The organism is Stenotrophomonas sp. Sm2128 (genome assembly GCF_030985535.1).
GTDB classification, from domain to species: Bacteria; Pseudomonadota; Gammaproteobacteria; order Xanthomonadales; family Xanthomonadaceae; genus Stenotrophomonas; species Stenotrophomonas maltophilia.
The window spans coordinates 14,639-37,771 of sequence record NZ_JAPTFQ010000024.1; the positions used below are offsets into that span (position 1 = coordinate 14,639).

The 23,133-nt window shown below is 68.1% G+C and carries 20 protein-coding genes, 1 other RNA gene and 1 pseudogene; 6 read left to right on the forward strand and 16 right to left on the reverse strand.

Annotated features, from left to right (window positions below; all coding sequences use genetic code 11):
- Positions 1 to 115: 115 nt before the first annotated feature.
- The 14 genes from ftsZ to mraZ form a co-directional block, all read right to left on the reverse strand.
- Positions 116 to 1,351, reverse strand: coding sequence for a cell division protein FtsZ (gene ftsZ / locus O0K41_RS09115; protein ID WP_005408084.1), 1,236 nt, complete (start codon positions 1,349 to 1,351; stop codon positions 116 to 118).
- 168 nt (positions 1,352 to 1,519) lie between these two features.
- Entirely contained in the window at positions 1,520 to 2,755 is a 1,236-nt protein-coding gene (ftsA, locus tag O0K41_RS09120) for a cell division protein FtsA (RefSeq protein ID WP_005408083.1), read from the reverse strand.
- A complete protein-coding gene (locus O0K41_RS09125) occupies positions 2,752 to 3,471 on the reverse strand; it encodes a cell division protein FtsQ/DivIB (RefSeq protein WP_308304490.1) in 720 nt (239 codons plus the stop codon). The genes ftsA and O0K41_RS09125 overlap by 4 nt, the downstream gene beginning before the upstream one ends.
- A complete protein-coding gene (locus O0K41_RS09130; protein ID WP_049402364.1) occupies positions 3,468 to 4,430 on the reverse strand; it encodes a D-alanine--D-alanine ligase in 963 nt (320 codons plus the stop codon). The genes O0K41_RS09125 and O0K41_RS09130 overlap by 4 nt, the downstream gene beginning before the upstream one ends.
- Complete coding sequence (gene murC / locus O0K41_RS09135; RefSeq protein WP_005408080.1) at positions 4,427 to 5,863, reverse strand: UDP-N-acetylmuramate--L-alanine ligase; 1,437 nt, start codon at positions 5,861 to 5,863, stop codon at positions 4,427 to 4,429. Before murC ends, O0K41_RS09130 begins: the two co-directional genes overlap by 4 nt.
- A 40-nt stretch (positions 5,864 to 5,903) precedes the next feature.
- Positions 5,904 to 6,992 carry an undecaprenyldiphospho-muramoylpentapeptide beta-N-acetylglucosaminyltransferase gene (gene murG / locus O0K41_RS09140; protein ID WP_088436074.1) on the reverse strand — a complete coding sequence of 363 codons (1,089 nt, stop codon included), beginning with the start codon at positions 6,990 to 6,992 and terminating at the stop codon, positions 5,904 to 5,906.
- Positions 6,989 to 8,308, reverse strand: a complete 1,320-nt coding sequence (gene ftsW / locus O0K41_RS09145; RefSeq protein WP_005408078.1) for a putative lipid II flippase FtsW — start codon at positions 8,306 to 8,308, stop codon at positions 6,989 to 6,991. The genes murG and ftsW overlap by 4 nt, the downstream gene beginning before the upstream one ends.
- A gap of 1 nt (position 8,309) precedes the next feature.
- Complete coding sequence (gene mraY / locus O0K41_RS09150) at positions 8,310 to 9,395, reverse strand: phospho-N-acetylmuramoyl-pentapeptide-transferase (protein WP_004154219.1); 1,086 nt, start codon at positions 9,393 to 9,395, stop codon at positions 8,310 to 8,312.
- Positions 9,385 to 10,779: a UDP-N-acetylmuramoyl-tripeptide--D-alanyl-D-alanine ligase gene (murF, locus tag O0K41_RS09155; RefSeq protein WP_049451414.1), complete on the reverse strand. Its 1,395-nt coding sequence runs from the start codon at positions 10,777 to 10,779 to the stop codon at positions 9,385 to 9,387. Before murF ends, mraY begins: the two co-directional genes overlap by 11 nt.
- Positions 10,776 to 12,284: a UDP-N-acetylmuramoyl-L-alanyl-D-glutamate--2,6-diaminopimelate ligase gene (locus O0K41_RS09160; RefSeq protein ID WP_164221726.1), complete on the reverse strand. Its 1,509-nt coding sequence runs from the start codon at positions 12,282 to 12,284 to the stop codon at positions 10,776 to 10,778. The genes murF and O0K41_RS09160 overlap by 4 nt, the downstream gene beginning before the upstream one ends.
- Positions 12,281 to 14,125 carry a penicillin-binding transpeptidase domain-containing protein gene (locus O0K41_RS09165; protein ID WP_049451412.1) on the reverse strand — a complete coding sequence of 615 codons (1,845 nt, stop codon included), beginning with the start codon at positions 14,123 to 14,125 and terminating at the stop codon, positions 12,281 to 12,283. The genes O0K41_RS09160 and O0K41_RS09165 overlap by 4 nt, the downstream gene beginning before the upstream one ends.
- A complete protein-coding gene (ftsL, locus tag O0K41_RS09170; protein ID WP_005412242.1) occupies positions 14,122 to 14,385 on the reverse strand; it encodes a cell division protein FtsL in 264 nt (87 codons plus the stop codon). The genes O0K41_RS09165 and ftsL overlap by 4 nt, the downstream gene beginning before the upstream one ends.
- A complete protein-coding gene (gene rsmH, locus O0K41_RS09175; RefSeq protein ID WP_012479154.1) occupies positions 14,382 to 15,350 on the reverse strand; it encodes a 16S rRNA (cytosine(1402)-N(4))-methyltransferase RsmH in 969 nt (322 codons plus the stop codon). Before rsmH ends, ftsL begins: the two co-directional genes overlap by 4 nt.
- Positions 15,351 to 15,364: 14 nt before the next feature.
- A complete protein-coding gene (gene mraZ / locus O0K41_RS09180) occupies positions 15,365 to 15,811 on the reverse strand; it encodes a division/cell wall cluster transcriptional repressor MraZ (protein ID WP_004143635.1) in 447 nt (148 codons plus the stop codon).
- A gap of 323 nt (positions 15,812 to 16,134) precedes the next feature.
- Between mraZ and O0K41_RS09185 the strand changes: the two genes are divergently transcribed.
- The gene (locus O0K41_RS09185; RefSeq protein WP_049451448.1) at positions 16,135 to 16,887 is read left to right on the forward strand and encodes an NRDE family protein; all 753 of its coding nucleotides are present in this window, start codon (positions 16,135 to 16,137) and stop codon (positions 16,885 to 16,887) included.
- Between the two features lie 101 nt (positions 16,888 to 16,988).
- Positions 16,989 to 17,456 (forward strand): annotated as a pseudogene (locus tag O0K41_RS09190) (DM13 domain-containing protein); the annotation flags it as partial.
- A 41-nt stretch (positions 17,457 to 17,497) separates the two neighbouring features.
- Here the strand turns inward: O0K41_RS09190 and rnpB are convergent.
- Together rnpB and rsmI are read right to left on the reverse strand one after the other, a co-directional pair.
- Positions 17,498 to 17,849: RNase P RNA component class A (rnpB, locus tag O0K41_RS09195), an RNA gene on the reverse strand.
- A gap of 155 nt (positions 17,850 to 18,004) precedes the next feature.
- Positions 18,005 to 18,823, reverse strand: a complete 819-nt coding sequence (gene rsmI, locus O0K41_RS09200; RefSeq protein ID WP_005408070.1) for a 16S rRNA (cytidine(1402)-2'-O)-methyltransferase — start codon at positions 18,821 to 18,823, stop codon at positions 18,005 to 18,007.
- Between the two features lie 81 nt (positions 18,824 to 18,904).
- Here rsmI and O0K41_RS09205 point away from each other — a divergent pair, with 81 nt between their 5' ends.
- The 4 genes from O0K41_RS09205 to O0K41_RS09220 all read left to right on the forward strand — a co-directional run bounded on the left by O0K41_RS09205 (position 18,905) and on the right by O0K41_RS09220 (position 23,121).
- A complete protein-coding gene (locus tag O0K41_RS09205; RefSeq protein WP_164221730.1) occupies positions 18,905 to 20,626 on the forward strand; it encodes a penicillin-binding protein activator in 1,722 nt (573 codons plus the stop codon).
- Positions 20,616 to 20,984, forward strand: a complete 369-nt coding sequence (locus O0K41_RS09210; protein WP_024957270.1) for a YraN family protein — start codon at positions 20,616 to 20,618, stop codon at positions 20,982 to 20,984. Before O0K41_RS09205 ends, O0K41_RS09210 begins: the two co-directional genes overlap by 11 nt.
- Positions 20,985 to 21,094: 110 nt before the next feature.
- Entirely contained in the window at positions 21,095 to 21,739 is a 645-nt protein-coding gene (locus O0K41_RS09215) for a metal-dependent hydrolase (RefSeq protein WP_049451408.1), read from the forward strand.
- A complete protein-coding gene (locus tag O0K41_RS09220) occupies positions 21,736 to 23,121 on the forward strand; it encodes an FAD-linked oxidase C-terminal domain-containing protein (protein WP_164221732.1) in 1,386 nt (461 codons plus the stop codon). The genes O0K41_RS09215 and O0K41_RS09220 overlap by 4 nt, the downstream gene beginning before the upstream one ends.
- Positions 23,122 to 23,133: the final 12 nt, after the last annotated feature.

A 23,133-nucleotide genomic window follows, 5' to 3' on the forward strand; every position in this document is an offset into this window, starting at 1 on the left:
CGGCGCGCCAATGGGACGCACATGAAGCAGGGCGGCCGGGCCCATCCTGGCCCGGCGCCCGCGTTTTCAGGACATGGTGGCGCAACCCGGGGAGGACAACCCCGGGCCGGCCCGCTCAGTCCGCCTGGCGGCGCAGGAACGCCGGGATGTCCAGGTAATCGTTCGGCAGTTCTGCCGCGGCCGGGGCCGAAGAGGACGGCGCCGACGGGGCCGAAGCCGCCGCGGTATCGCTGCTGGCGCGACGCAGGCCCAGGCCCATGCCGCCGACGGCCTTGGACACGGCGTCGCCGCCGTTGTCGAAGTCGCCGAACTCCGGCTGGCCGGTGGTGGCGTTGCGGACCAGCTTGATCGGCGCGCGCTCGCCCGGACGCTGGGCCTTGCTGGCCGACACGCGGTTCAGGCCGGTGGCAACCACGGTCACGCGCACTTCGTCCTGCATGTCCGGGTCGAGCACGGTGCCGACCACCACGGTGGCGTCTTCCGAAGCGAAGCCGTCGATGGTGCGGCCGATCTCGTCGAACTCGGCCATGGTGAAGTCCGCACCGGCGGTGATGTTGACCAGGATGCCGTTGGCACCGGCCAGGTTCACGTCGTCCAGCAGCGGGTTCTGGATGGCCGATTCGGCAGCGGCCTGGGCGCGGTCATCGCCACGGGCGGTGCCGGTACCCATCATCGCCAGGCCCATTTCGGACATGACGGTGCGCACGTCGGCGAAGTCGACGTTGATCAGGCCCGGACGCACGATCAGGTCGGCGATGCCCTGCACGGCGCCCTGCAGCACGTCGTTGGCGGCGCGGAATGCCTGGATCATGGTCGCATTGCGGCCCAGCACGGTGATCAGCTTCTCGTTCGGGATGGTGATCAGCGAGTCGCAGTGCTGGCTCAGTTCCTCGATGCCCTTCAGCGCCACCTGCATGCGGCGACGGCCTTCGAACGGGAACGGCTTGGTGACCACGGCCACGGTCAGGATGCCCATCTCCTTGGCCAGCTGCGCCACCACCGGTGCAGCGCCGGTACCGGTGCCGCCGCCCATGCCGGCGGTGATGAACACCATGTCCGCGCCCTGCAGGGCGTCCATGATGCGCTCACGGTCTTCCAGCGCGGCCTGGCGGCCGACTTCCGGGTTCGCGCCTGCGCCCAGGCCCTTGGTCACGTTGGTACCCAGCTGCAGCTGCAGCTTGGCACCGCAATTCTTGATGGCCTGCGAGTCGGTGTTGGCGGTGATGAATTCCACGCCGTCCACCGCCGAGTTGACCATGTGCGCCACGGCATTGCCGCCGCCGCCGCCCACGCCAACCACCTTGATCACCGCATTGGGTGCCATCTTTTCGATCAGTTCAAAATGCGCCATGTCCGTGTCCTCGTTGTATCCGCTTGTCGGTGGCATGGACGGTCGGGCCTCCTGCCTTCGCGTGTCATGTTGCCGTTGCGGCTGTGTGGGTTGTGTATTGCGTTGCTGCGTTGTGATGCGGGTACTGCAGGTGCTGCGCCGGGTGACCCCGGTGTTACGGGTTCCGCGTCAGAACTCGCCGCGGAACCAGGTCTTGAGTTTCTTGAACATGCTTCCGGCGCGCCCGGTCGGCAGCGACGGCCGCCGCGGGTGCTCGATCTGGCTGCCCATCAGCAGCAGGCCCACGCCGGTGGCATGCACCGGGTTGCCCACCACTTCGCCCAGGCCGGTAACGTGCTGCGGGATGCCCACGCGCACCGGCATCTGCAGCATTTCCTCGGCCAGCTCGACCACGCCTTCCATCTTCGAGGCACCACCGGTCAGCACCATGCCGGCGCGCACCAGTTCCTCGAAGCCGGACCGGCGCAGTTCGGCCTGCACCATCTCGAAGATTTCCTCGTAACGGCCCTGCACCGCCTGCGCCAGCGAATGGCGCGGCATGCGGCGCGGCGGACGGTCGCCCACCGACGGCACCTGGATGCTTTCCTCGGCGGTGGCCAGCTGGGCCAGGGCGCAGGCGTAGCGCACCTTGATCTGCTCGGCTTCCGGGGTGGGCGTGCGCAGCATGTGCGCGATGTCATTGGTGACGTGGTCGCCGGCGATCGGCAGCGAAGCCGTGTGGCAGATCGCGCCCTGCACGAACACCGCGATGTCGGTGGTGCCGGCGCCCATGTCGACCAGCACCACGCCCAGCTCGCGTTCGTCGGCGGTCAGCACCGCAACGCTGGAGGCCAGCGAGGACAGCACCAGGTCGTCCACCTGCAGGCCGCAGCGCTGCACGCACTTGCTGATGTTGGCCGCGGCCGACTGTGCGCACACCACCAGGTGCGCATGCACCTCCAGGCGCACGCCGGTCATGCCGACCGGATTGCGGATGCCTTCCTGCGAATCGTCCAGCACGTACTCGCGCGGGATCGCGTGCAGGATCTTCTGGTCGGCCGGAATCGCCACCGCCTTGGCCGCATCGAGCACGCGATCCAGGTCGCCCCAGGTCACTTCCCCGTCGCGGATCGGCACGATGCCCGGCGAGTTCTTGCACTGCACGTGGTTGCCGGAGATCGAGGCGTACACCGAGCGGATCTCGCAGCCGGCCATCAGCTCGGCTTCTTCCACCGCGCGCTGGATCGACTGCACGGTCGATTCGATGTCCACCACCACGCCGCGCTTCAAACCGCGCGACTCGTGCGAGCCGATGCCGATCACTTCGATCGGGTTGCCCGGCGAATACTCGCCCACCAGCGCCACCACCTTGGAGGTGCCGATGTCCAGGCCAACGATCAGCGATTTGTCACCCTTGCGATTCATGTCCTTTCCTGCGTGCTTCTGGCCGGGGTACCCCAGCTCAGCGTGAAACCATTGGTGTAACGGAGGTCGGCGCGCTCGATCGGCGCGTCCTGACGGTTGAGCTGCGGCAGTACCTTGACGAAGCGCTGCATGCGCGAGCGCGCGTCGTCGCGGCCGACCACCACTTCGGTGCCGTTGCTCAGCACCAGCGACCAGCTGCCGCGTGCATCCATCGTCACCCGGCGCACATCGACGCCGGCCGGTGCGAACAATGCACGCGAGTCGCTGTACAGCTTCATCACTTCTTCGGTCTGGCTGTCCGGGCCATCCAGTTCGGGCAGCGCAAGGTCGGCCAGCTTCTTCGGCGTGGGGAACAGCTTTCCCTGCTCGGAAACCAGGCGGTCGTTGCCCCAGCGCGCGAACGGCTTGTGCTCGACCAGGGTTACTTCCAGCACATCCGGCCACTGCTTGCGTACCCGTGCGCTTTCCACCCACGGCAACTTTTCCAGTGCGTCCTGGGCATCCTGCAGCTTGACCGCGAAGAACCCGGCGCGCGCATACGGCAGCAGCACCTGCTGCAGCTGTTCGGCCGGTACCCGCTTGAACTCGCCATGCACGCGCAGCTTCGCCAGCGGCCAGCGCTCGGCGCCGACCCAGCCATTGACCACGGCCACCACCGGCAGTGCAACCACCGACAGCGCCAACAGCCAGACGAAGATGCGCAGCACCGCGTTCATGCGTGCGAGGCCTCCAGGGTCTGTTCCAGCACCCGCCACACCAGCTCTTCGAAGCTGATGCCGGCCTGGCCTGCGGCCTTGGGCACCAGCGAATGGCTGGTCATGCCCGGCGCGGTATTCACTTCCAGCAGGAAGAAGCGGCCGCTGCTGCGGTCGCGCATCACGTCCACGCGGCCCCAGCCACGGCAGCCAGCAGCGCGGAACGCGGCCAGCGCGATGCGGCGGATTTCCTCTTCGTCGCCACCGTCCAGGCCCGGGCACAGGTACTGGGTGTCCTCGGCGATGTACTTGGCGTTGTAGTCGTACCACTGGCCCTTGGGCACGATGCGGATCGACGGCAGCGCGACGTCGCCGAGAATGGCCACGGTCAGTTCGTCGCCGACCACCATCTGCTCCATCAGCAGCTGGCCGTCGTAGCGCGCAGCCAGGGCCACGGCCTCATCCAGGCCGGCGTCGTCGGTGACCCGGCTGATACCCACGCTGGAGCCTTCGTTGGCCGGCTTCACCACCACCGGCAGGCCCAGCTCGGCCGCCAGTGCATGCACGTTCGATGCGTCGACCTTGCGGTATTGCGGGGTCGGCAGGCCCAGCGACAACCACACCTGCTTGGTACGGATCTTGTCCATGCTCAGCGCAGAGCCCAGCACGTCCGAGCCGGTGTACGGCACGCCGAAGGCGTCCATCAGGCCCTGCACGATGCCGTCCTCACCACCACCGTTGTGGCCGTGCAGGATGTTGAACACACGGTCGATGCCGCCGGCAGCCAGCGCCTTGGCCAGCGCCGGAATGCCATCCACCGCGAACGCATCGACACCGCGCGACTGCAGTGCTTCCAGTACGTTGCGGCCGGAATCCAGCGACACCTCGCGTTCGCTGGAAGTGCCACCGAGCAGCACGGCGACGCGGCCGAATACAGCCGGGTCGGTCACGCGCAGCGGCGGGAAGGTCAGCGCGCTCACGCCTCGCCCTCCCCCTTGAAGCCTTCCACCGCGATGTGGGTAGCCACGGCGCCGATGTCGCCCGCCCCCATCATCAGCAGCAGGTCACCGTCCTGCAGCACGTCCGGCAGCACGCTGGCCAGCTCGGCGGCCTTGCCAACCACCACCGGTTCGCTGCGGCCGCGCGCGCGGATGGCGCGGGCCAGCGCATGCGAGTCGGCACCGGCAATCGGTTCCTCGCCAGCCGGGTAGACCTCGCTCAGCACCAGCGCATCGACGCTGGACAGCACTGCGGCGAACTTGTCGAACTGGTCGCGGGTTCGGCTGTAGCGGTGCGGCTGGAAGGCCACCACCAGGCGCTTGTCGGCCCAGCCACCACGGGCGGCGGCGAACACGGCTTCCAGCTCGCTCGGGTGATGACCGTAGTCATCGATGATGCGCACCTTGGCGCCACTGGCGGTGGTCACTTCGCCCAGATCGTTGAAGCGACGGCCGACACCGGCGAAGCCTTCCAGCGCACGCGCGATGGCGTCCGGGGCCACGCCCAGCTGCCAGCCCACTGCGGCGGCGGCCAGTGCGTTGAGTACGTTGTGCCTGCCCGGCAGTGCCAGTACCACTTCCTGGCTGGTGCCCTGCGGCAGGCGCAGGGTGAAGCGCATGCGCGACCCTTCCTGCACCACGTTCTCGGCGCGCACGTCGGCCTGCGGGCTCATGCCGTAGCTCATCACGTGGCGCGGGGTCCTGGCGGCCAGCGCAGCCACTTCCGGGTCGTCGATGCACAGCACCGCCAGGCCATAGAACGGCAGGCGCTGCAGGAACTCGGCAAACGCCGCCTGCACGCGGGCAAAGTCGTTGCCGTAGTTCTCCAGATGATCGGCATCGATGTTGGTGATGATCGACATCAACGGATTCAGGCGCAGGAAGCTGCCATCGCTTTCGTCGGCCTCGGCCACCAGCCACTGGCCACCACCCAGCTTGGCGTTGGCGCCGGCGGCCAGCAGCTGGCCACCAATCACGAACGTCGGGTCCAGGCCGCCTTCGCTCAATACCGCAGCGGTGAGGCTGGTGGTGGTGGTCTTGCCATGCGTACCGGCCACGGCGATGCCGCGACGGAAGCGCATCAGCTCGGCCAGCATGGCCGCACGCGGCATGATCGGAATGCGCTGGCTGCGCGCTTCCATCAGTTCCGGGTTGTCTTCGCGGATGGCGCTGGAGACCACCACGCAGTCGGTGCCCAGCACGTTGGCCGCCGAGTGGCCGCGCATGATGCGCGCACCCAGGCTGGCCAGGCGGCGGGTCGCCACGTTGTCGGCGTTGTCCGAGCCGGACACTTCATAGCCCAGCGTCAGCATCACTTCGGCGATACCGCTCATGCCGGTGCCGCCGATGCCGACGAAATGCACGCGCGGGAACGCGCGCACCAGGTCGTTGGTGTCGTGCAGGCGGCGGATCATGCGCGGCCTCGCGCAGGGCAGGCGCGGTGGCATGCCTTCTTCATACAGCTTCCTCGAGAATGATATCGGCGATGCGCTCGGCGGCATCGACCTTGGCCAGGGCACGCGCGGCTTGCGCCATCTGCATGCGGCGGGCGGGATTTTCGGACAGATCGCGCAGCAGTGCGGCAATGCCGTCGGCCAGCGTTCCGTCCTGCTTCAGCAAAACCGCTGCGCCGCGCTCGACCAGGTACTCCGCATTGCGGGTCTGATGATCGTCGACGGCAGCGGGGAATGGCACCAGCACACTGCCGACACCGACCGCGCACAGCTCGGCCAGCGTGGACGCGCCGGAGCGGCATACGACCAGATCGGCCCAGGCAAACGCCTCGGCCATGTCGGCGATGAACGGGGTGATCTCCGCCTGCACGCCAGCCTTGGCATACGCCTCGACCGCTTCGGCATGCATCTTCTCGCCGCTCTGGTGGCGCACCTGCACCGGCACTGTGGCGCCCAGCGCAGCGATAGCCTGCGGCACGCCGGTATTGAGCGCGCGTGCACCCTGGCTGCCGCCCACCACCAGCACGCGCAGCGGACCCTGGCGGTCGGCGAAGCGCTGTTCCGGCGGTGCGATGGCGGCGATCTCCGCACGCACCGGGTTGCCGACAAACTCCTCGCCCTTGGCGAAGGTGCCTGGGAAGCCGGTCAGCAGACGGCGTGCATAGCGCGACAGGATGCGATTGGTCAGGCCCGGTGCGCGGTTCTGCTCATGCACGATCAGCGGCAGGCCATGCAGGCGCGTGGCCATGCCGCCGGGACCGGAGGCGAATCCACCGAAGGCCACCACCGCACGCGGCTGGCGCTTGCGGATGATCATGCCGGCCGCGCGCAGCGCGCGCATCAGCCGCCACGGCGCGCCCAGCAGGGCCAGCTTGCCCTTGCCGCGCAGGCCGGTGATGGCCAGCGTGTCGATCGGAATGTCGTGCTGCGGCACCAGACGGGTTTCCATCGCACCGTCGGCGCCCATCCAGGTGACCGGCACGCCGCGCGCGCGCAGCACGCGGGCCACGGCCAGGCCGGGGAAGATGTGACCGCCGGTACCACCGGCCAGGATCATCACCGGGCGCACGTTGCCGGTGGCTGTGCTCATGACAGCCTCCCGAAGGTCGGTTCGATGCGCGACTGCAGGCGGCTGGTGCCACGCGCAGCGTTCGCTGCAGCGGCAGCCACCGGCTCGGCGCTCATCGGTACGCTGGCGGCCACCGGCGCGGCCGGCTCGTCGCTCGGCTCGGCAGCGGCGTCTTCGGTGCCGCCGATGCGCACGGCCTGGCGGCGCTCGGCGCGCTTGAGTTCATATGACACGCGCAGCAGCAGGCCCATCGCCACGCAGGTCATCAGCACCGACGAGCCGCCGGAAGAGATCAGCGGCAGGGTCAGGCCCTTGGTCGGCAGGATGCCCAGGTTCACGCCGATCGAAACGAAGGTCTGCATGCTGATCCACAGGCCGATGCCGAAGGCGATGTAGCCGGAGAAGTGCCGCTTCATCTCCACGCAGCGCATGCCCAGCCAGAAGGTCCGGCCGACCAGCAGCGCGTACAGGGCCACGATCACGCAGGTGCCCAGGAAGCCGAATTCCTCGGCGGTGACCGAGAAAATGAAGTCGGTATGCGCTTCGGGCAGGTAGTACAGCTTCTGCACCGAGTTGCCCAGGCCGACGCCGGTCCACTCGCCACGGCCCACCGCCATCAGCGCGTTGGACAGCTGGTAGCCGTCGCCCTGCTGGTCGGCCCACGGGTCCAGGAAGGAGGTGATGCGGCGCATGCGGTACGGCTCGATGATCGCCAGTGCGCTCATGCCGACCAGGCCGATGATCACCGGCATCGACATGCGCGGCATGTTCACCCCGCCCAGCACCAGCATGCCGGCGGTGATCGCCAGCAGCAGGGTGGACGAGCCGAAGTCCGGCTGCAGCAGCAGCAGCACCACCAGCGCCCCGGCCACGCCCAGCGGCTTGAGCATCGCCGGCCAGGTCGCGTTGACCTCGTCGCGGAAGCGCACCAGGTAGCTGGACAGCCAGACAATGTAGAGCACTTTCACCGCTTCGACCGTCTGGAACTTGGAGATGCCCAGGTTGATCCAGCGGCGCGCACCGTTGACGGTGCTGCCCAGGCCCGGTGCGAACACCGCCAGCAGCAGCACGAAGCAGCCCAGCAGCAGCATCTGGTTGTACTGCTCGATGGACTTCAGTTCAGTGCGGGCGGCGATGACCGCCAGCACGATACCCACCGCCAGGAAGATCAGGTGGCGGTTGAGGTAGTAGAACGGACTGCTCATCAAGGCGATCGAGCTGGACGCCACCATCACCACGCCCACGCCGGTGAGCGCGATGATCGCGCCCAGCAGCCACTTGTCGTAGCTGCCTTCGATGGCTTCAAGGCGTGTTGCCTGGCGGGACAGGTCGTTCATCTCAGCGCACCTTCAACGTGGCCAGGCCGATCAGCACGAGCACGACGGAGATGATCCAGAAGCGCACGATCACGCGCGGCTCGGGCCAGCCCTTCAGTTCGAAATGGTGGTGGATCGGCGCCATGCGGAACACGCGCTTGCCGGTCAGCTTGAACGAGGCCACCTGGATCATCACCGACAGTGTTTCGATGACGAACACGCCGCCCATGATCACCAGCACCAGTTCCTGGCGGGTGATCACCGCGATCGTGCCCAGCACCGCGCCCAGCGCCAGCGCGCCGATGTCGCCCATGAAGACCATGGCCGGATAGGTGTTGAACCACAGGAAGCCGAGGCCCGCACCGGCGATGGCCGCGCAGATGATGACCAGCTCGCCGGCGCCTGGAATCTGCGGAATCTGCAGGTAGTTGGCGAATACCACGTTGCCCGAGGCATACGCGAACACGCCCAGCGCGCAGGCCACCAGCACGGTTGGCATGATGGCCAGGCCGTCCAGGCCGTCGGTCAGGTTCACCGCGTTGGAGAAGCCGACGATCCAGAAGTAGGCGATGGCCACGAAGCCGATGCCGGCCAGCGGCAACGCCACCGACTTGAACATCGGGATGTAGAAGGTCAGCGCCGCCGGCACGTCGGCCGTGTAGAACAGGAACAGGCCAGCAGCCAGCCCGAAGATCGACTGCAGCAGGTATTTCCAGCGCGACTTCAGGCCGTTCGGGTCGCGGCGGACGATCTTGATCCAGTCGTCATACCAGCCGATGGCGCCGAAGCACAACATCACCGCCAGCACCAGCCACACGTAGCGGTTGCGCAGGTCGGCCCACATCAGCACCGACAGGGTGATGGTGAGCAGGATCAGCGAACCGCCCATGGTCGGCGTGCCGGCCTTGGAGAAGTGGGTCTGCGGACCGTCCTTGCGGATCGGCTGGCCGCCCTTGAACTGGGCAAGCTTGCGGATCATCGCCGGGCCAAGCCACAGCGACAGGAACAGGGCCGTCAGCGCGGCAAGGATGGCGCGGAACGTCTGGTAGTTGAACAGCCCGAACAGGCTCTCCAACTGCTGCAACCATCGAGCCAGTTCATACAACATGCGGGGATTCCTCTCCTTGCGCCAGCAGCGCTTTGACGATCAGGTCCATGGCACTGCCACGGGAACCCTTGACCAGGCAGCGCACACCAGCGTGCAACTCGTCCTGCAGCGCCTGTGACAGCGCACCATGGGTAGCGAAATGGCGTCCGCCTTCACCGAAGGCGGACGCAGCGGCGGCACTGAGCGGACCCAGTGCATACAGCCGCTTCAGGCCGGCGGCGCGTGCACGGATGCCGGCCTGCGCATGCAGCGCCTCGCCGTCCGGACCCAGCTCGCGCATGTCGCCCAGCACCAGCCAGCCCTCTTCCGGCGCGGCGGCCAGGGCGTCGATGGCCGCAGCCAGCGAACCGGGGTTGGCGTTGTAGCTGTCGTCCACCAGCACCGCGCCATTGCGTAGCTGATGGGCAATCTGGCGGCCCGGCACCGGCTGCGCTTCGGCCAGGCCGGTCGCGATCAGCGCCAGGTCGACACCGGCGGCCAGCGCCAGGCTGGCGGCGGCCAGCGCATTGCTGACGTTGTGGCGACCGGGCAGGCCGAGCACCACGCGGGCTTCGCCGCTCGGTGCGACCAGGGTGAACTGGCTGCCCTGCGCGCCGGCGCGGATGTCGCGCGCGGTCACCTCGGCGGTATGTTCCAGGCCGTAGCGCAGCACGCGGCAACGCGGCGGGGTGCCGACGAAATGCTGTTCGAACCAGCGGCCGTAGGCATCGTCCACATTGATCACCGCCACGCCATCGGCCGGCAGCGCGGCATAGATCGCGCCCTTGGTCACCGCCACGCCGAGCAGGCTGCCCATGCGTTCCAGGTGCGCCGGGGCAATGTTGTTGACCAGCGCATAGCGCGGGCGGGCGATGTCGGTCAGGTAGGCGATATCGCCCGGCTTGCCGGCGCCCATCTCGTAGACGGCGTAGTCGGCATCTTCCGGCGCATCGATCACCGCCAGCGGCAGGCCGATCTCGTTGTTGCGGTTGCCCGGGTTGGCGTAGACCACCTTGTGGGCGTGCTGTGCCACCTGCTGCAGGATCGACAGCAGCAGGCTCTTCACGCTGGTCTTGCCGTTGCTGCCGGTGATCGCGAACACCTCGGTGCCGCGGTCGCGCTGCATGCCGGTGGCGATCTTCGCCAGTGCCAGTTCGCTGTCGGCCACCAGCACCTGTGGCAGTTCGATCGGCAGCAGGCGCTCGACCAGCACCGCACTGGCACCGCGCGCCTGCGCGTCAGTCGCGAAGTCATGGCCGTCGAAACGCTCGCCGCGCAGCGCCACATACAGGCTGCCCGGGCCGAGGCTGCGGGTGTCATTGCTGACCGCATCGATGGCCACGTCGTCGCCGTGGATCTCGCCGCCGGCCCAGTGTGCGATCAGCGAAAGCAGGGTGCGCTTCATGCGGTGCCCTCCCCGGCCTGCGCCTCTAGTACACCGGCCTTGGCCGCCAGTGCAGCGGCGGCCACTTCGGTGTCGTCGAAATCATGGCGCACGCCATTCACTTCCTGGTACGGCTCGTGGCCCTTGCCAGCGATCAGGATGATGTCACCGGCACCGGCACGCTTCACCGCCAGGCCGATCGCACGCGCGCGGCTGCGCTGCACCGTCACGGCGGAGGCATCGGTGAAGCCGGCCAGGATGTCGGCCACGATCACGTCGCCATCCTCGCCACGCGGGTTGTCGTCGGTGACGATGACCTGGTTGGCCAGACGCTCGGCAATGGCCGCCATCTGCGGGCGCTTGCCGGTATCACGCTCGCCGCCGCAGCCGAACACGCAGAACAGCGTGCCCTGCAGGTGGCCATGCAGGCTGTCCAGCGCCTGTTCCAGCGCGTCCGGGGTGTGTGCGTAGTCGACCACCACGGTCGGCAGGCCGTCTTCGCCGCCCAGGCGGTTCATGCGGCCACGGATCGGCTGCAGCGCCGACAGTACTTCGGCGATGCGCGGCAGCGGCTGGCCCTGCGCATGCAGGGTACCGGCCACCGCCAGCAGGTTGTCCACGTTGAAGCGGCCCAGCAGCGGCGACTGCACCGCCGCGCGCTGGCCGTCGATGACCAGTTCGAAGGCAATGCCACGGCCATCCAGCTGCAGCGCCTCGGCGCGCACGCTGGCGTCGGTGGCACCGCGCGAGCTCAGGCCGATCGGTTGTACGCCCGCCGGCAGGCCGGCGAACAGCTGGCGGCCGAACGCGTCGTCCAGATTGATCATCGCGGCCTTCAGGCCCGGACGGTGGAACAGCCGCGCCTTGGCCGCGCCGTAGCTGGCCATGTCGCCGTGGTAGTCCAGATGGTCGCGGGTGAGATTGGTGAACACCGCCACGTCGTAGTGCACGGCATCCACGCGACCCTGGTCCAGCGCATGCGAGCTGACTTCCATCGCCACCGCGCGCGCACCGGCGTCGCGCAGCTGCGCCAGCAGCGCATGCATCTGCAGCACCAGCGGCGTGGTGAAGCCGGTCGGCTCGACCGCGCCATAAAGTCCGGCACCCAGCGTGCCGATACTGCCACTGGGCGTACCGAGCAGGTGCCAGGCCTGGGCCAGCAGCTGCACGGTGGAGGTCTTGCCGTTGGTGCCGGTGACACCGACCATCGCCATCGCCCGCGACGGCGCGCCATGGAACTGGTCGGCCATCGCACCCATGCGTGCGCGCAGGCCCGGCACGGCGATCGCATCGGCCGGTGCCGGCAGTTCGGCAGGCGCCGGCGGTTCAAACAGGATGGCGCTGGCACCGGCGGCGCGGGCCTGCTCGACAAAGCCCAGGCCATGCGCGCCGAAACCGGCGATGGCGACGAAGGCATTGCCGGGACGCACGGCGCGGCTGTCCAGCACCAGGCCGGTCAGAACGGGGTCGTGCCCTGCAAGGGCAACATCCGGAAGCAACTGCGAAAGCAACATCGAAGGACTCATTGCGTGCCTCCCGTAGTGGGCGGCGTCTGGGCGTGCGCGCTCGGCAGCGCAGCATCGAATTCAGCGGCGGCATCCACTGGCAGCGCGGTCTCGGCCGGCGGCGCAGGCAGGATCGAGGCCGAGTGGCCAACCTTGCCGGACTGCTGTGCGGCCAGCCACGACTGCAGGTCGTCCAGTGGCACGTCCATCAGGCGCAGGGTGCCTTCCATCACGTTGTGGTAGACCGGCGCCGACACCAGGCCGCCGTAGAACTTGCCGGCCTGCGGATCGTTGATGACGATGACGGTGGCGAAGCGCGGGTTGGTGGCCGGTACCACGCCAGCGAACAGCGCGTTGTAATGGCCACGCTCGTAACCACCCGGGCCGGCCTTGCGCGCAGTACCGGTCTTGCCGGCCACGCGATAGCCCAGCACCGCCGCCTGCTTGGCGCCGCCCTGGGTGACCACGGTTTCCATCATCGCCACCACCTGCCTGGCGACGTTTTCGTCGATGATCTGCTGGCCTTCATTGCGCTGGCCCTTGACGAAGGTCGGCGCGATCAGACGACCGCCGTTGGCCAGTGCCGAATAGGCGGTAGCGATCTGCAGCGGCGTCACGTTCAGGCCGTAGCCGTAGGACATCGTGGTCTTGGTGGTACCCGACCAGCGCGCCGGGCGCAGCACCACGCCGCCGGATTCACCGGGGAAACCGCTGTGCGGTACCGAGCCATAACCAAAGCGGCGCACGCCGTCGTAGAACACCTGGTCCGGCATCTTCGCCGCGACCTTGGCCGCACCCACGTTCGAACTGCGGGTGATCACGCCAGTCACGTTCAGCACGCCGTTGTTGCGCGGCACGTCACGGATGGTGAAGCGGCCCAGGGTCATGTAACCCGGATTGGTATCGATGATGGTGTCCTTGGTCACCGCACCGGCCTGCAGCGCGGTAGCGATGGTCAACGGCTTCATCGTCGAACCCGGCTCGACCAGATCGGTCACCGCACGGTTGCGGCGCGCATCGGGCAGCGCGCCGGTCAGCGAATTCGGGTTGTAGGTCGGCAGGTTGACCATGGCCAGGATCTCGCCGGTGGTCACGTCCATGATCACCATCGAACCGCCCGCTGCCTTGTTGGCCACCAGCGCGTTGCGCAGTTCCTTGAACGCCAGGTACTGGATGCGGCGGTCGATGCTGAGGGTCAGGTCCTTGCCCGGCTCGGCGGCGCGCAGCAGATCGCTCTCGACGGTCTCGCCCTTGCGGTTGCGGATCACCCGCTTCGCACCAGCCTTGCCGCGCAACCATTCGTCGAACGCCAGCTCCAGGCCTTCCTGGCCGCGGTCGTCGATGTTGGTGAAGCCCAGCACGTGCGCCATCGCCTCACCCTGCGGGTAAAAGCGGCGGAACTCGCGCTGCGCGGCCACGCCCGGAATCTTCAGCGCGACCACCTTCTCTGCCTCGTCCGGATTGATCCGGCGACGCAGGTACATGAATTCCTTGTCCGACTTCTGCGACAAGCGGCTGCTCAGCTCATCCACCGACATGCCGACCGCCTGGGCCAGCTCCGGAATGCGCTCGGGCGAACGCAGCAGGTCCTGCGGATTGACCCAGATCGAGGCGACCGGGGTGGACACCGCCAGCGGCTCGCCGTTGCGGTCGGTGATCATGCCGCGCGAGGTCTTGATCGGCAGCTCGCGCAGGTAACGGGCCTCGCCCTGGCGCTGGTAGAAGTCGCTGTTGATGATCTGCACGTAGGCGGCACGACCGACCAGCGACACCGAGCACAGGCCGAGCGCCAGCGCTACCCAGCGCAGGCGCTGGCGCAGGTTGAAGGCGTTGCGCGGGCGGTTGCGGCCGGTCTTGCTCATGGCCGCACCACCACAATGTCGGCGGCCTCGGGGAACTTCATGCCGAGCTTCTCGCGGGCGATGCGATCGACACGGTTGGCTTCGGCCAGCGTGGCCTGCTCCAGCTGCAGGCGGCCGAATTCCAGATTGATGTCATCGCGCTTGCGCTCGGCGCGCGACAACTCGATGAACGTCTGCCGGTGACGGTGACGCACGAACACGACGCCGATCGCCGAGGCCACGGTGGACGCCAGCAGGATGATCAGCAGCAGCCGGCTCATGCGTCGGCCTCCCGCTTCTGGGCCACGCGCAGCACGGCGCTGCGGGCGCGCGGGTTGGCGGCCAGCTCTTCGTCGGTGGCCTTGATGGCACCGCCGATCAGGTCCAGCGTCGGCACGAACGCGACCGCCTCGGGCAGGCGGCGGTTGGCCGGCGGCGCCTTGGCCAGGCGGTTCATGTACTGCTTGACGATGCGGTCTTCCAGCGAATGGAAGCTGATCACCGCCAGGCGGCCACCGGGCTTGAGCCGCTCCACGGCCGCATCGAGCCCGGCTTCCAGATCGGCCAGCTCGCGGTTGATGTGGATGCGGATGGCCTGGAAGCTGCGCGTGGCCGGGTGGATCTTGTCTTTCCCACGCGGCATCACCGAGGCGATCAGCTCGGCCAGTTCGGCGGTGCGGGAGAAGGGCTGCTTCTCACGGCGGGCCACGATGGCACGGGCGATGCGGCGGCTCTGGCGTTCTTCGCCATAGGTCCACAGCACGTCGGCAATTTCGCGCTCTTCCACGCGGTTGATCCACTGCGCGGCGCTTTCACCGCTGTCCGGGTCCATGCGCATGTCCAGCGGGCCGTCCTTGCCGAAGCTGAAGCCACGTTCGGCCACGTCCAGCTGCGGCGACGACACGCCCAGGTCGAACAGCACGCCGTCCAGGCCTTCGGCCGTCGCATCCCACTGCAGCAGCTGGGCGAAGCTGCCACGGAAGATGGACACGCGCGGGTCCGGCGCGAAATCGCGCTCGGCAACGGCGATGGCTTCCGGATCCTTGTCCATGACCAGCAGGCGCCCCTCGGGACCGAGCTGGGTGAGCACGCCACGTGCATGACCGCCACGACCGAACGTGCCATCCAGATAACGTCCGTTTTCGATCACCCTCAGGCCTTCAAGGACCTGGGTGTACAGGACCGGCAGGTGCACCGCCGGCGACTGCGACACCGGAAGGTGACCGGTCTGCGCTTCTGGGCGCATCCGGGCACCCCGGCTCACAACTTCAGGTCGAGCAACCCATCACCCAGATCCTCGTCAGACAACGTCTGCTGGATCAGGGCCCGATGCGCCTGCTCGCTCCACAATTCGAACTTGTCGCCCATACCGAGCAATACCGCCTTCTTCTCAATGCCCACCGCACCGCGGTGGCTGGCGGGGATGCTGATGCGACCGTTGCCGTCCAGTTCCAGATGGGCGGCCGAGCCGACCAGCTTCTGCTGCAACAGGCGCACGACGCGCTGGGTGTTGGGCTTGGACATGACGTCGTCGCGGACCCGCTCCCATTCCGACTCTGCATACAGCCACAGGCAGCCGGCTTCGAACGGGTTGTAGGTCAGCACGAGACGGTTGTTGCTGGCGCGCGCGACGAGGTCGCGGTAAGCGGTGGGAACCGCCATGCGCCCTTTATCGTCAACTGTGATGGCCGTCTCGCCCTGGAACACGACGCGTGCACCTATCCTTCGCCCGGTGAAACATTGAACCACGAAAACCCACAAAACACCCGGATTTCCCTCTGATGCCCACCTTAGCAGCGGCCGAAGGGTTGTCAACAACTTTTCAGCGGGGAAATCGCCAGCCGCATCAATGGCTTGCAACAACCTTTAGAGAATTGTTCAAGGCTTATCCACAAGTTGCTGATCCGTCTCAATTTTTGAGATTGAACGGAAGTTCAGGGCTGTGGACAAGGCGTGAAACATCGCCCGCGCATTCATCCGGAACCGGCCGGAAACGCCGCCGGACTGCGCAAACGATGCACAATGAGGCCATGTGCCTGCTCGCTCTTGGCTGGATGCACCACCCGCGCTGGCGGCTGGTGATGACCGGCAACCGTGATGAGTTCCACGCCCGCCCGACTGCGGCGCTGGCCCCCTGGCAGGATGAGACCTCCGTCATCGGAGGGCGCGACCTGCGCTCCGGCGGTGGCTGGGCCGGCGTCGGCGCCGGCGGCCGCATGGCCGTGGTCACCAATGTCCGTGATCCGCTGGCCGCACAGACCGGCCCGTCCCGGGGTGCACTGGTAGCCGACTTCCTGCGCGGCCGCGACCCCGCCGCCGTGCATATCGACCGGCTGGCCACCGTGGCGGGCGCGTATGCGCCCTTCAACCTGCTGCTGGCCGATGGCGACAGCCTCGAGTACCTGGGCAACCACCCCGCCGAGCGCCAGAGCCTGGGCCCGGGTGTGCATGGCATGTCCAACGGCGCGCTGGACGCGCCCTGGCCGAAGACCCGACGGCTGATGGATGCGCTGTCGGCGTGGCTGCAGGCCGGCGATGAGGACCTGACCCCACTCTGGGCCGCGCTGGCCGACGAACATCGCCCCGCCGACAGCGACCTGCCCGACACCGGCATCGGCCTGGAACGCGAGCGCTGGCTGAGCCCGGCCTTCATCCGCGGCGACGATTACGGCACCCGCGCCAGCACCGTGCTGCTGATCGACGCCGACGGCCACGGCGAGATCCACGAGCGCCGCTTTGGCCCGCAGGGCGTCGCCCTGGGCCAGAGCCAGGTCGATTTCTGACCCTGTACCTGTTTTCTGTGTCTATAAATGTCTGCACGCGCGCCACACGATGATCTGGCGCGGTCCTGCCGCGCGCCTCACCGATCCACAGGGAGTCATCGATGCGCCGCGTTCTCGTACTTGTCGTCACCCACCTGCTCGCCCTCGGCCTGGGCTTCGGCCTTGGCATCTACCTGCTGCCGATCCTGATCGCTCCCGACGACCCGCCGGTCGCGCAGGTACAGGCGGCGATGGGCGACGCCCGTTACCACACCACCTTCCGTCGCGACCTCAAGGGCAGCGACGCCGTGCACTGGGCCGACGGCAAGGTCAGCGTCAGCCCGCGCCAGGTCGCGTTCGACGGCAAGATGGGCCCGGGGCCGGACTACAAGGTCTACCTCGTGCGCGACTTCGTCGACAACAAGGCCCATTTCCTGAAGATCAAGGCACAGGCCCAGCGCATCGGCGAGGTGAAGACCTTCAACCGTTTCCTGGTGGAGGTGCCTGCGAACGTGGACGTGGACGACTACACCACCGTGGTGGTGTGGTGTGAACGGTTCGAGCAGTTCATCTCCGCCGGGCACTACCGATGCGCGGTTCACCCATATGGAAGCACGCATGTAGAAGAAAGAGGCGGAGCCGGCCGATAAGCCGGGTTCTGTCGTGGACAGTCATTCCTCTAGGCGTTACGTCACCGCAACGCTCAAGCAACCTACCCGGATCCAACGCGGGCCGCGCCAAAGGATCCCTATTTGGTCTTGCTCCAGGTGGGGTTTGCCGTGCCGGTCTGTTGCCAGACTCGCGGTGCGCTCTTACCGCACCATTTCACCCTTACCGGCCTTCCGAAGAAGACGTAGGCGGTATCTTTCTGTTGCACTTTCCGTCGGCTTGCGCCGCCCAGGCGTTACCTGGCACCTTGCCCTATGGAGCCCGGACTTTCCTCGGCACCCCCGAAGGGATGACGCGACTGTCTGGCCGGCTCCGCCAGCGCACATTCTAGCCTACGCACGCCCTTCCTGCCGTGCTGATCGCGGCATCCGGTTCATCCATCCACGCATGGCGTGGATCTACCGATTCCGCTGCTTTGGTGGATGCGGATTCCGCTCTGGTGGGTGCGGACCTTGGTCCGCACGATCCATCAGCTTCCGTACAGCGCCTTGCGCGGTGCGCCGGTCAGCTCGGCAGCCAGCTTGGCGGCGGTCGACGGCGGCAGATGCTCGCTCAACTTGGCATAGACGCGGCGGCCATGCGCCAGCTGCGCTTCCTCGTCGTCGCCAGCGCCCTGCACCATCACCACGAACTCGCCCTTGCGCTGGTTTTCGTCAGCTTCCACCTTCGCCAGCAGTCCAGCCAGGTCGCCATCGAGCACGGTCTCGAACAGCTTGGTCAGCTCACGCGCCAGCACCGCAGGGCGTTCGCCGCCGAAGATCGCCGCCATGTCCGCCAGCGACTCGGCGATGCGATGCGAGGATTCGTAGAACACCATCGTGCGTACTTCACCGGCCAGCGCCTGCAGGCGGTCGCGGCGGCCGCTGGCCTTGGCCGGCAGGAAACCCTCGAAGCTGAAGCGGTCACTGGGCAGGCCGGCCACGCTCAGCGCGGCGATGGCGGCACAGGCGCCGGGAATCGGGCTGACCTTGATGCCCGCCGCACGCGCGGCACGCACCAGGCGGAAGCCGGGATCGCTGACCAGCGGGGTACCGGCATCGCTCACCAGCGCCAGCGACTCACCGGCCTGCAGGCGCGAGACCAGGCGCTGCGACAGCGCTTCCTCATTGTGCTCGTGCAGGGCCACCAGCGGTTGCTGGATGCCGAAATGGGACAGCAGCTGGCCGCTGCGGCGGGTGTCTTCGGCACAGATGGCCGCCACCGAGCGCAGCACCTCCTGCGCGCGCGGGCTCAGATCGGCCAGGTTGCCGATCGGGGTGGCGACGACGTACAGGGTTGGCACACTCATTTCAGCGGTACTCACGGGGCAAGGGTAGAATCGTAGCGTGTACCCGGCCAAGGCCGCTGCCCTCATCGCATGGACCCGATCATGAACAAGCCCGCCGCACGGATCTCCGCCCTGTCGCTGTCGTTGATGCTGCTGGCCGGCTGCGCCACCACCAGCCTGACCAGCGCGCCCGAATCGCCGGCCCAGAGCCAGGCGCTGGCGCTGATCGACCAGGGCAAGCCGCGCGACGCCGCACTGCAGCTGGAAGGCCTGGCTGCCACCCTGCGCGGCGGAGCCCGCGCCAATGCCCTGGCCGATGCGGCCTGGGCCTGGCACCTGGCCGGCGACAGCGCCCGCGCGCGCAGCCTGCTGGGCCAGCTCACCGCCCGCCAGCTGACCGGCGCCAGCCTGCAGCGCTACCAGTTGACCAGTGCCGAGCTGGCGCTGGCCGACAAGCAGCCGGGGCAGGCCCTGGCCCTGCTGAAGGACCACGGCGACAACGTTCTGCCGGCACTGCGGACGCGCTGGTATCTGGCCCGCGCCACTGCGCTGGAGGGCACCGGCGATGCCTTCGGCGCTGCCACCGAACGCGCCCGCGCCCATGCCAGCCTGACCGGCAGTGCGCGCAGCGAGAACCAGGCCGCCATCGCCGGCCTGCTCGGTACCCTCGACGACGCCACCCTGCGCAGCCGTGCCGCCGCCCTGCCGGCCAACGACCCGCTGTACAACTTCGCCGGCCGCGCACTGATCGCACGCGGCCTGCCGCTGCCGCGACCGTTCGACCGCGATGGCGCCGCCCAGTTCGACACCAGCAAGCGCCCGCCGGCGATGAGCGACGGTTACCGCCCGCCGGCCAAGCTGGCTGTGCTGCTGCCGCTCAGCGGCCGCCTGGCCACCGCCGCGCAGCCGGTGCGCGATGGCCTGCTGGCCGCGTACTACGGCGAGACCCGCCGCCGCCCGGACATCAACTTCATCGACACCGCGGGTACCCCGGCCGGTGCCCTCGCCGCCTATGACAAGGCCGTGGCCTCCGGTGCCGACTTCGTGGTCGGCCCGCTGGGCCGCGACGAAGTGGACGCGGTGTACGGCCGTAAGCAGCTGCAGGTGCCGGTGCTGGCGCTGAACCGTGGCAAGGATGGGCCGCCGGCCGGCAGCGCCGGTTTCTCGCTGGCACCGGAAGATGACGGCATCGTCGCCGCTGAATACCTGCGTGGTCGCGAGCGCGGCAAGGCGCTGGTGATCAACAGCGCCGACGATACCGGCCGCCGTGCCGCCGCCGCCTTCGCCCAGCGCTTCGCCCAGCGTGGCGGCCAGGTGGTGGCCACCATCGGCGTCAGCGATGCAGTCGGCGATGTCGGTGCGCAGGTGCGCAATGCCGGCCAGGTCGATGCCGTATTCCTCGCCGTGCGTGCGCCGCAGGCGCGCCTGCTGGCGCCGCAGCTGGCGCTGGCCGGTGCCGGCGGCGCCACCCGCGTCGGCACCTCGCAGCTGACCATCGGCAGCGGCAAGGTGGAAGAAGACGTGGCGCTGGACGGCATCGTCTACCCGAATGAGGCCTGGAACGTGCGCAGCGTGTCGGGCCTGCCGTCGGCCAGCCAGGTCGCCAGCACCCTGCCCAGCGCACGCGGTGCAGCCGGCCGCCTGTTCGCGTTCGGCGCCGATGCCTGGAAGATCACCGCCTATCTGGACAAGCTGTCCAACGAAGGCGGCCTGGACGGTGCCACCGGCACCCTGTTCCTGGACAGCAACGGCAACATCCTGCGCCAGCCGGCATGGTCCACCTTCAATGGCGGCCGGCCGATGCCGATCGTCGGTGGTCGCTGAGCGCAGCCAACGTGGCTCGGCGGTGGAAGCCGCCGCCGAGCAGCATCTGCAACAGGCGGGACTGCAGCCGCGTGCGCGCAACGTGCGCTATCGCGGCGGTGAACTGGACCTTGTGATGGACGATGCCGGCACCGTGGTGTTCGTGGAAGTGCGCTATCGCGCGCGATCGGATTTCGGTGGCGGTGCCGCTTCGGTGGATGTGCGCAAGTGCCGACGCCTGGCGCACGCCGCGCAGCTGTACCTGCAGGACAACCCGGCGCTGGCCAATGCACCCTGCCGTTTTGATGTGGTCGACGCCACCGGCGAGCCGCCGCAGCTGCGGTGGCTGCGTGATGCGTTCCGGCTGGATGATTGCTGATGGGTACCGTCCGCTCTGGTAGAGGCCGACCTTGGTCGGCGCTTCTGTGCCAACCAAGGTTGGCACCTGCCAGAGCGCAGCCAGGCCGGCACGACCACGGTGTGTGACTGATGCCTTCGATCATCACCCATGCTGCTGTGCCGCTGGCGCTGTGGTGCGCCGCTGATCGCGGCCGCATCCCGCCGCGCCTGCTGGCGGCCGGCGTGATTGCAGCGATGCTGCCCGATGCCGATGTACTGGCCTTCGCGCTGCACATTCCCTACGCCGATGCGTTCGGCCATCGCGGCGCCAGCCATTCGCTGCTGTTTGCCGGCGTGCTGGCGGCATTCGCCGCGGTGCTGGCGTTCTTTGGTAACCGCCGATCTTGGTCGGCACCACACAGCTCCGGTAGTCGCCAACCTTGGTCGGCGGCTTCGTGCCAACCAAGGTTGGCACCTACCAAGGCAGGGCCAACGGTGGCATCGACCGTACAAGCCGCTGTATTCGTCTTCGTCTGCGCTGCCAGCCACCCGCTGCTGGATGCGATGACCTCCGGCGGCCTCGGCGTGGCCCTCGCCTGGCCCTGGAGCGAACAACGCTTCTTCGCGCCGTGGCGACCGATCCGCGTTTCACCGTTCGCCCCACAGTTCTTCAGCGCGCGCGGCCTGGCCACCCTGCTGTCGGAACTGCGCTGGGTGTGGCTGCCACTGGCTGGCGCCGTTGTTGCCTGGAAACTGATCCAACCCGCTCCTGCTGCCCCACGAGATCCGTCATGAGTCCTGCCCTGCCTGCTGCCCTGGTTGCCGAACTGTCCGCCCTGCTGGGCGCGGAGGGCTGGCGCATGGATGACAGCGCGCTGGAGGCCAACGCGCAGGACAACTCGTGGCGTCATCAACGCCCCGCCGCCGTCGCGCAGCCTGCCAGCATCGAACAGGTGCAGGCACTGGTGCGCGCATGCCGGGCCCATCACGTAGCGCTGGTCGCACGTGGCGCCGGCACTGGCACCACCGGCGCGGCCGTGCCGCTGCCCGGCAGCATCGTGCTGTCGTTCACCCGCATGGACCGCATCGTCGAGATCCGCGCCGGCGATCGCTGCGCGGTGGTGCAACCGGGCGTACTCAATGGCGCCCTGCAGCAGGCACTGGCCCCGCATGGCCTGTTCTGGGCGCCGGATCCTTCCAGCGCCGAGATCTGCAGCGTCGGTGGCAACCTGGCCTGCAATGCGGGCGGCCCGCGCGCGGTGAAGTACGGCACCAGCCGCGACAACGTGCTGGGCCTGGTGGCAGTGACCGGCACCGGCGATGTGATCCGCTGCGGCGGCGCCTACACCAAGGACGCCACTGGCTACGACCTCACCCATCTGCTGGTGGGCAGCGAAGGCACGCTGGCATTGATCGTGGAAGCCACGCTGAAACTGACCCCGCTGCCGGTCAGCCAGGCCGGGCTGCGCGTGCTGTGCCGCGATGCCGATGCCGCCGCAGCCGCGGTATCGCGATTGATGTCGCAGCCGGTAGTACCCACCCGCCTGGAGTTCATGGACGCACGTAGCCTCGAGCTGCTGCGGCTGAACGGTGCCGACGTGCCGGAGGCCGGTGCGATGCTGCTGGTGGAAGCCGATGGTGACCACGACACCCTGCCCTATCTGCTGCAGGCACTGGCCAGCGCCGCTGAAGGCGACGGCATGATCGAACTGGACGTGGCGATGGAAGGCCGTGCACGCGACCAGCTGTGGGCCGCGCGCAAGGCACTGTCGCCGGCACTGCGCACCGTCGCGCCCGGCAAGATCAATGAAGACGTGGTGGTGCCGGTGTCGCGTATTCCAGAGCTGGTGGCTGGCGTGCAGGCATTGGCACGCGACTACACGCTGACCATCGTCACCTTCGGTCATGCCGGCAACGGCAACCTGCACGTCAACATCCTCTATCACCCGGACGATGCCGAAGAGAACGCGCGCGCGCATGCCGCACTGCCGAAGATCTTCGAGCTGACCTTGGCACTGGGTGGCACGCTGTCCGGCGAACACGGCATCGGCCTGGCCAAGCGCGATTTCATGGCGCAGGCCTTCACCCCGGCTACCTTGGCGACGATGCGTGCGATCAAGGCCGCGCTGGACCCGGATGGCATCCTCAACCCGGGCAAGGTGCTGCCGACGGTGTGAACGCCGCCGGGC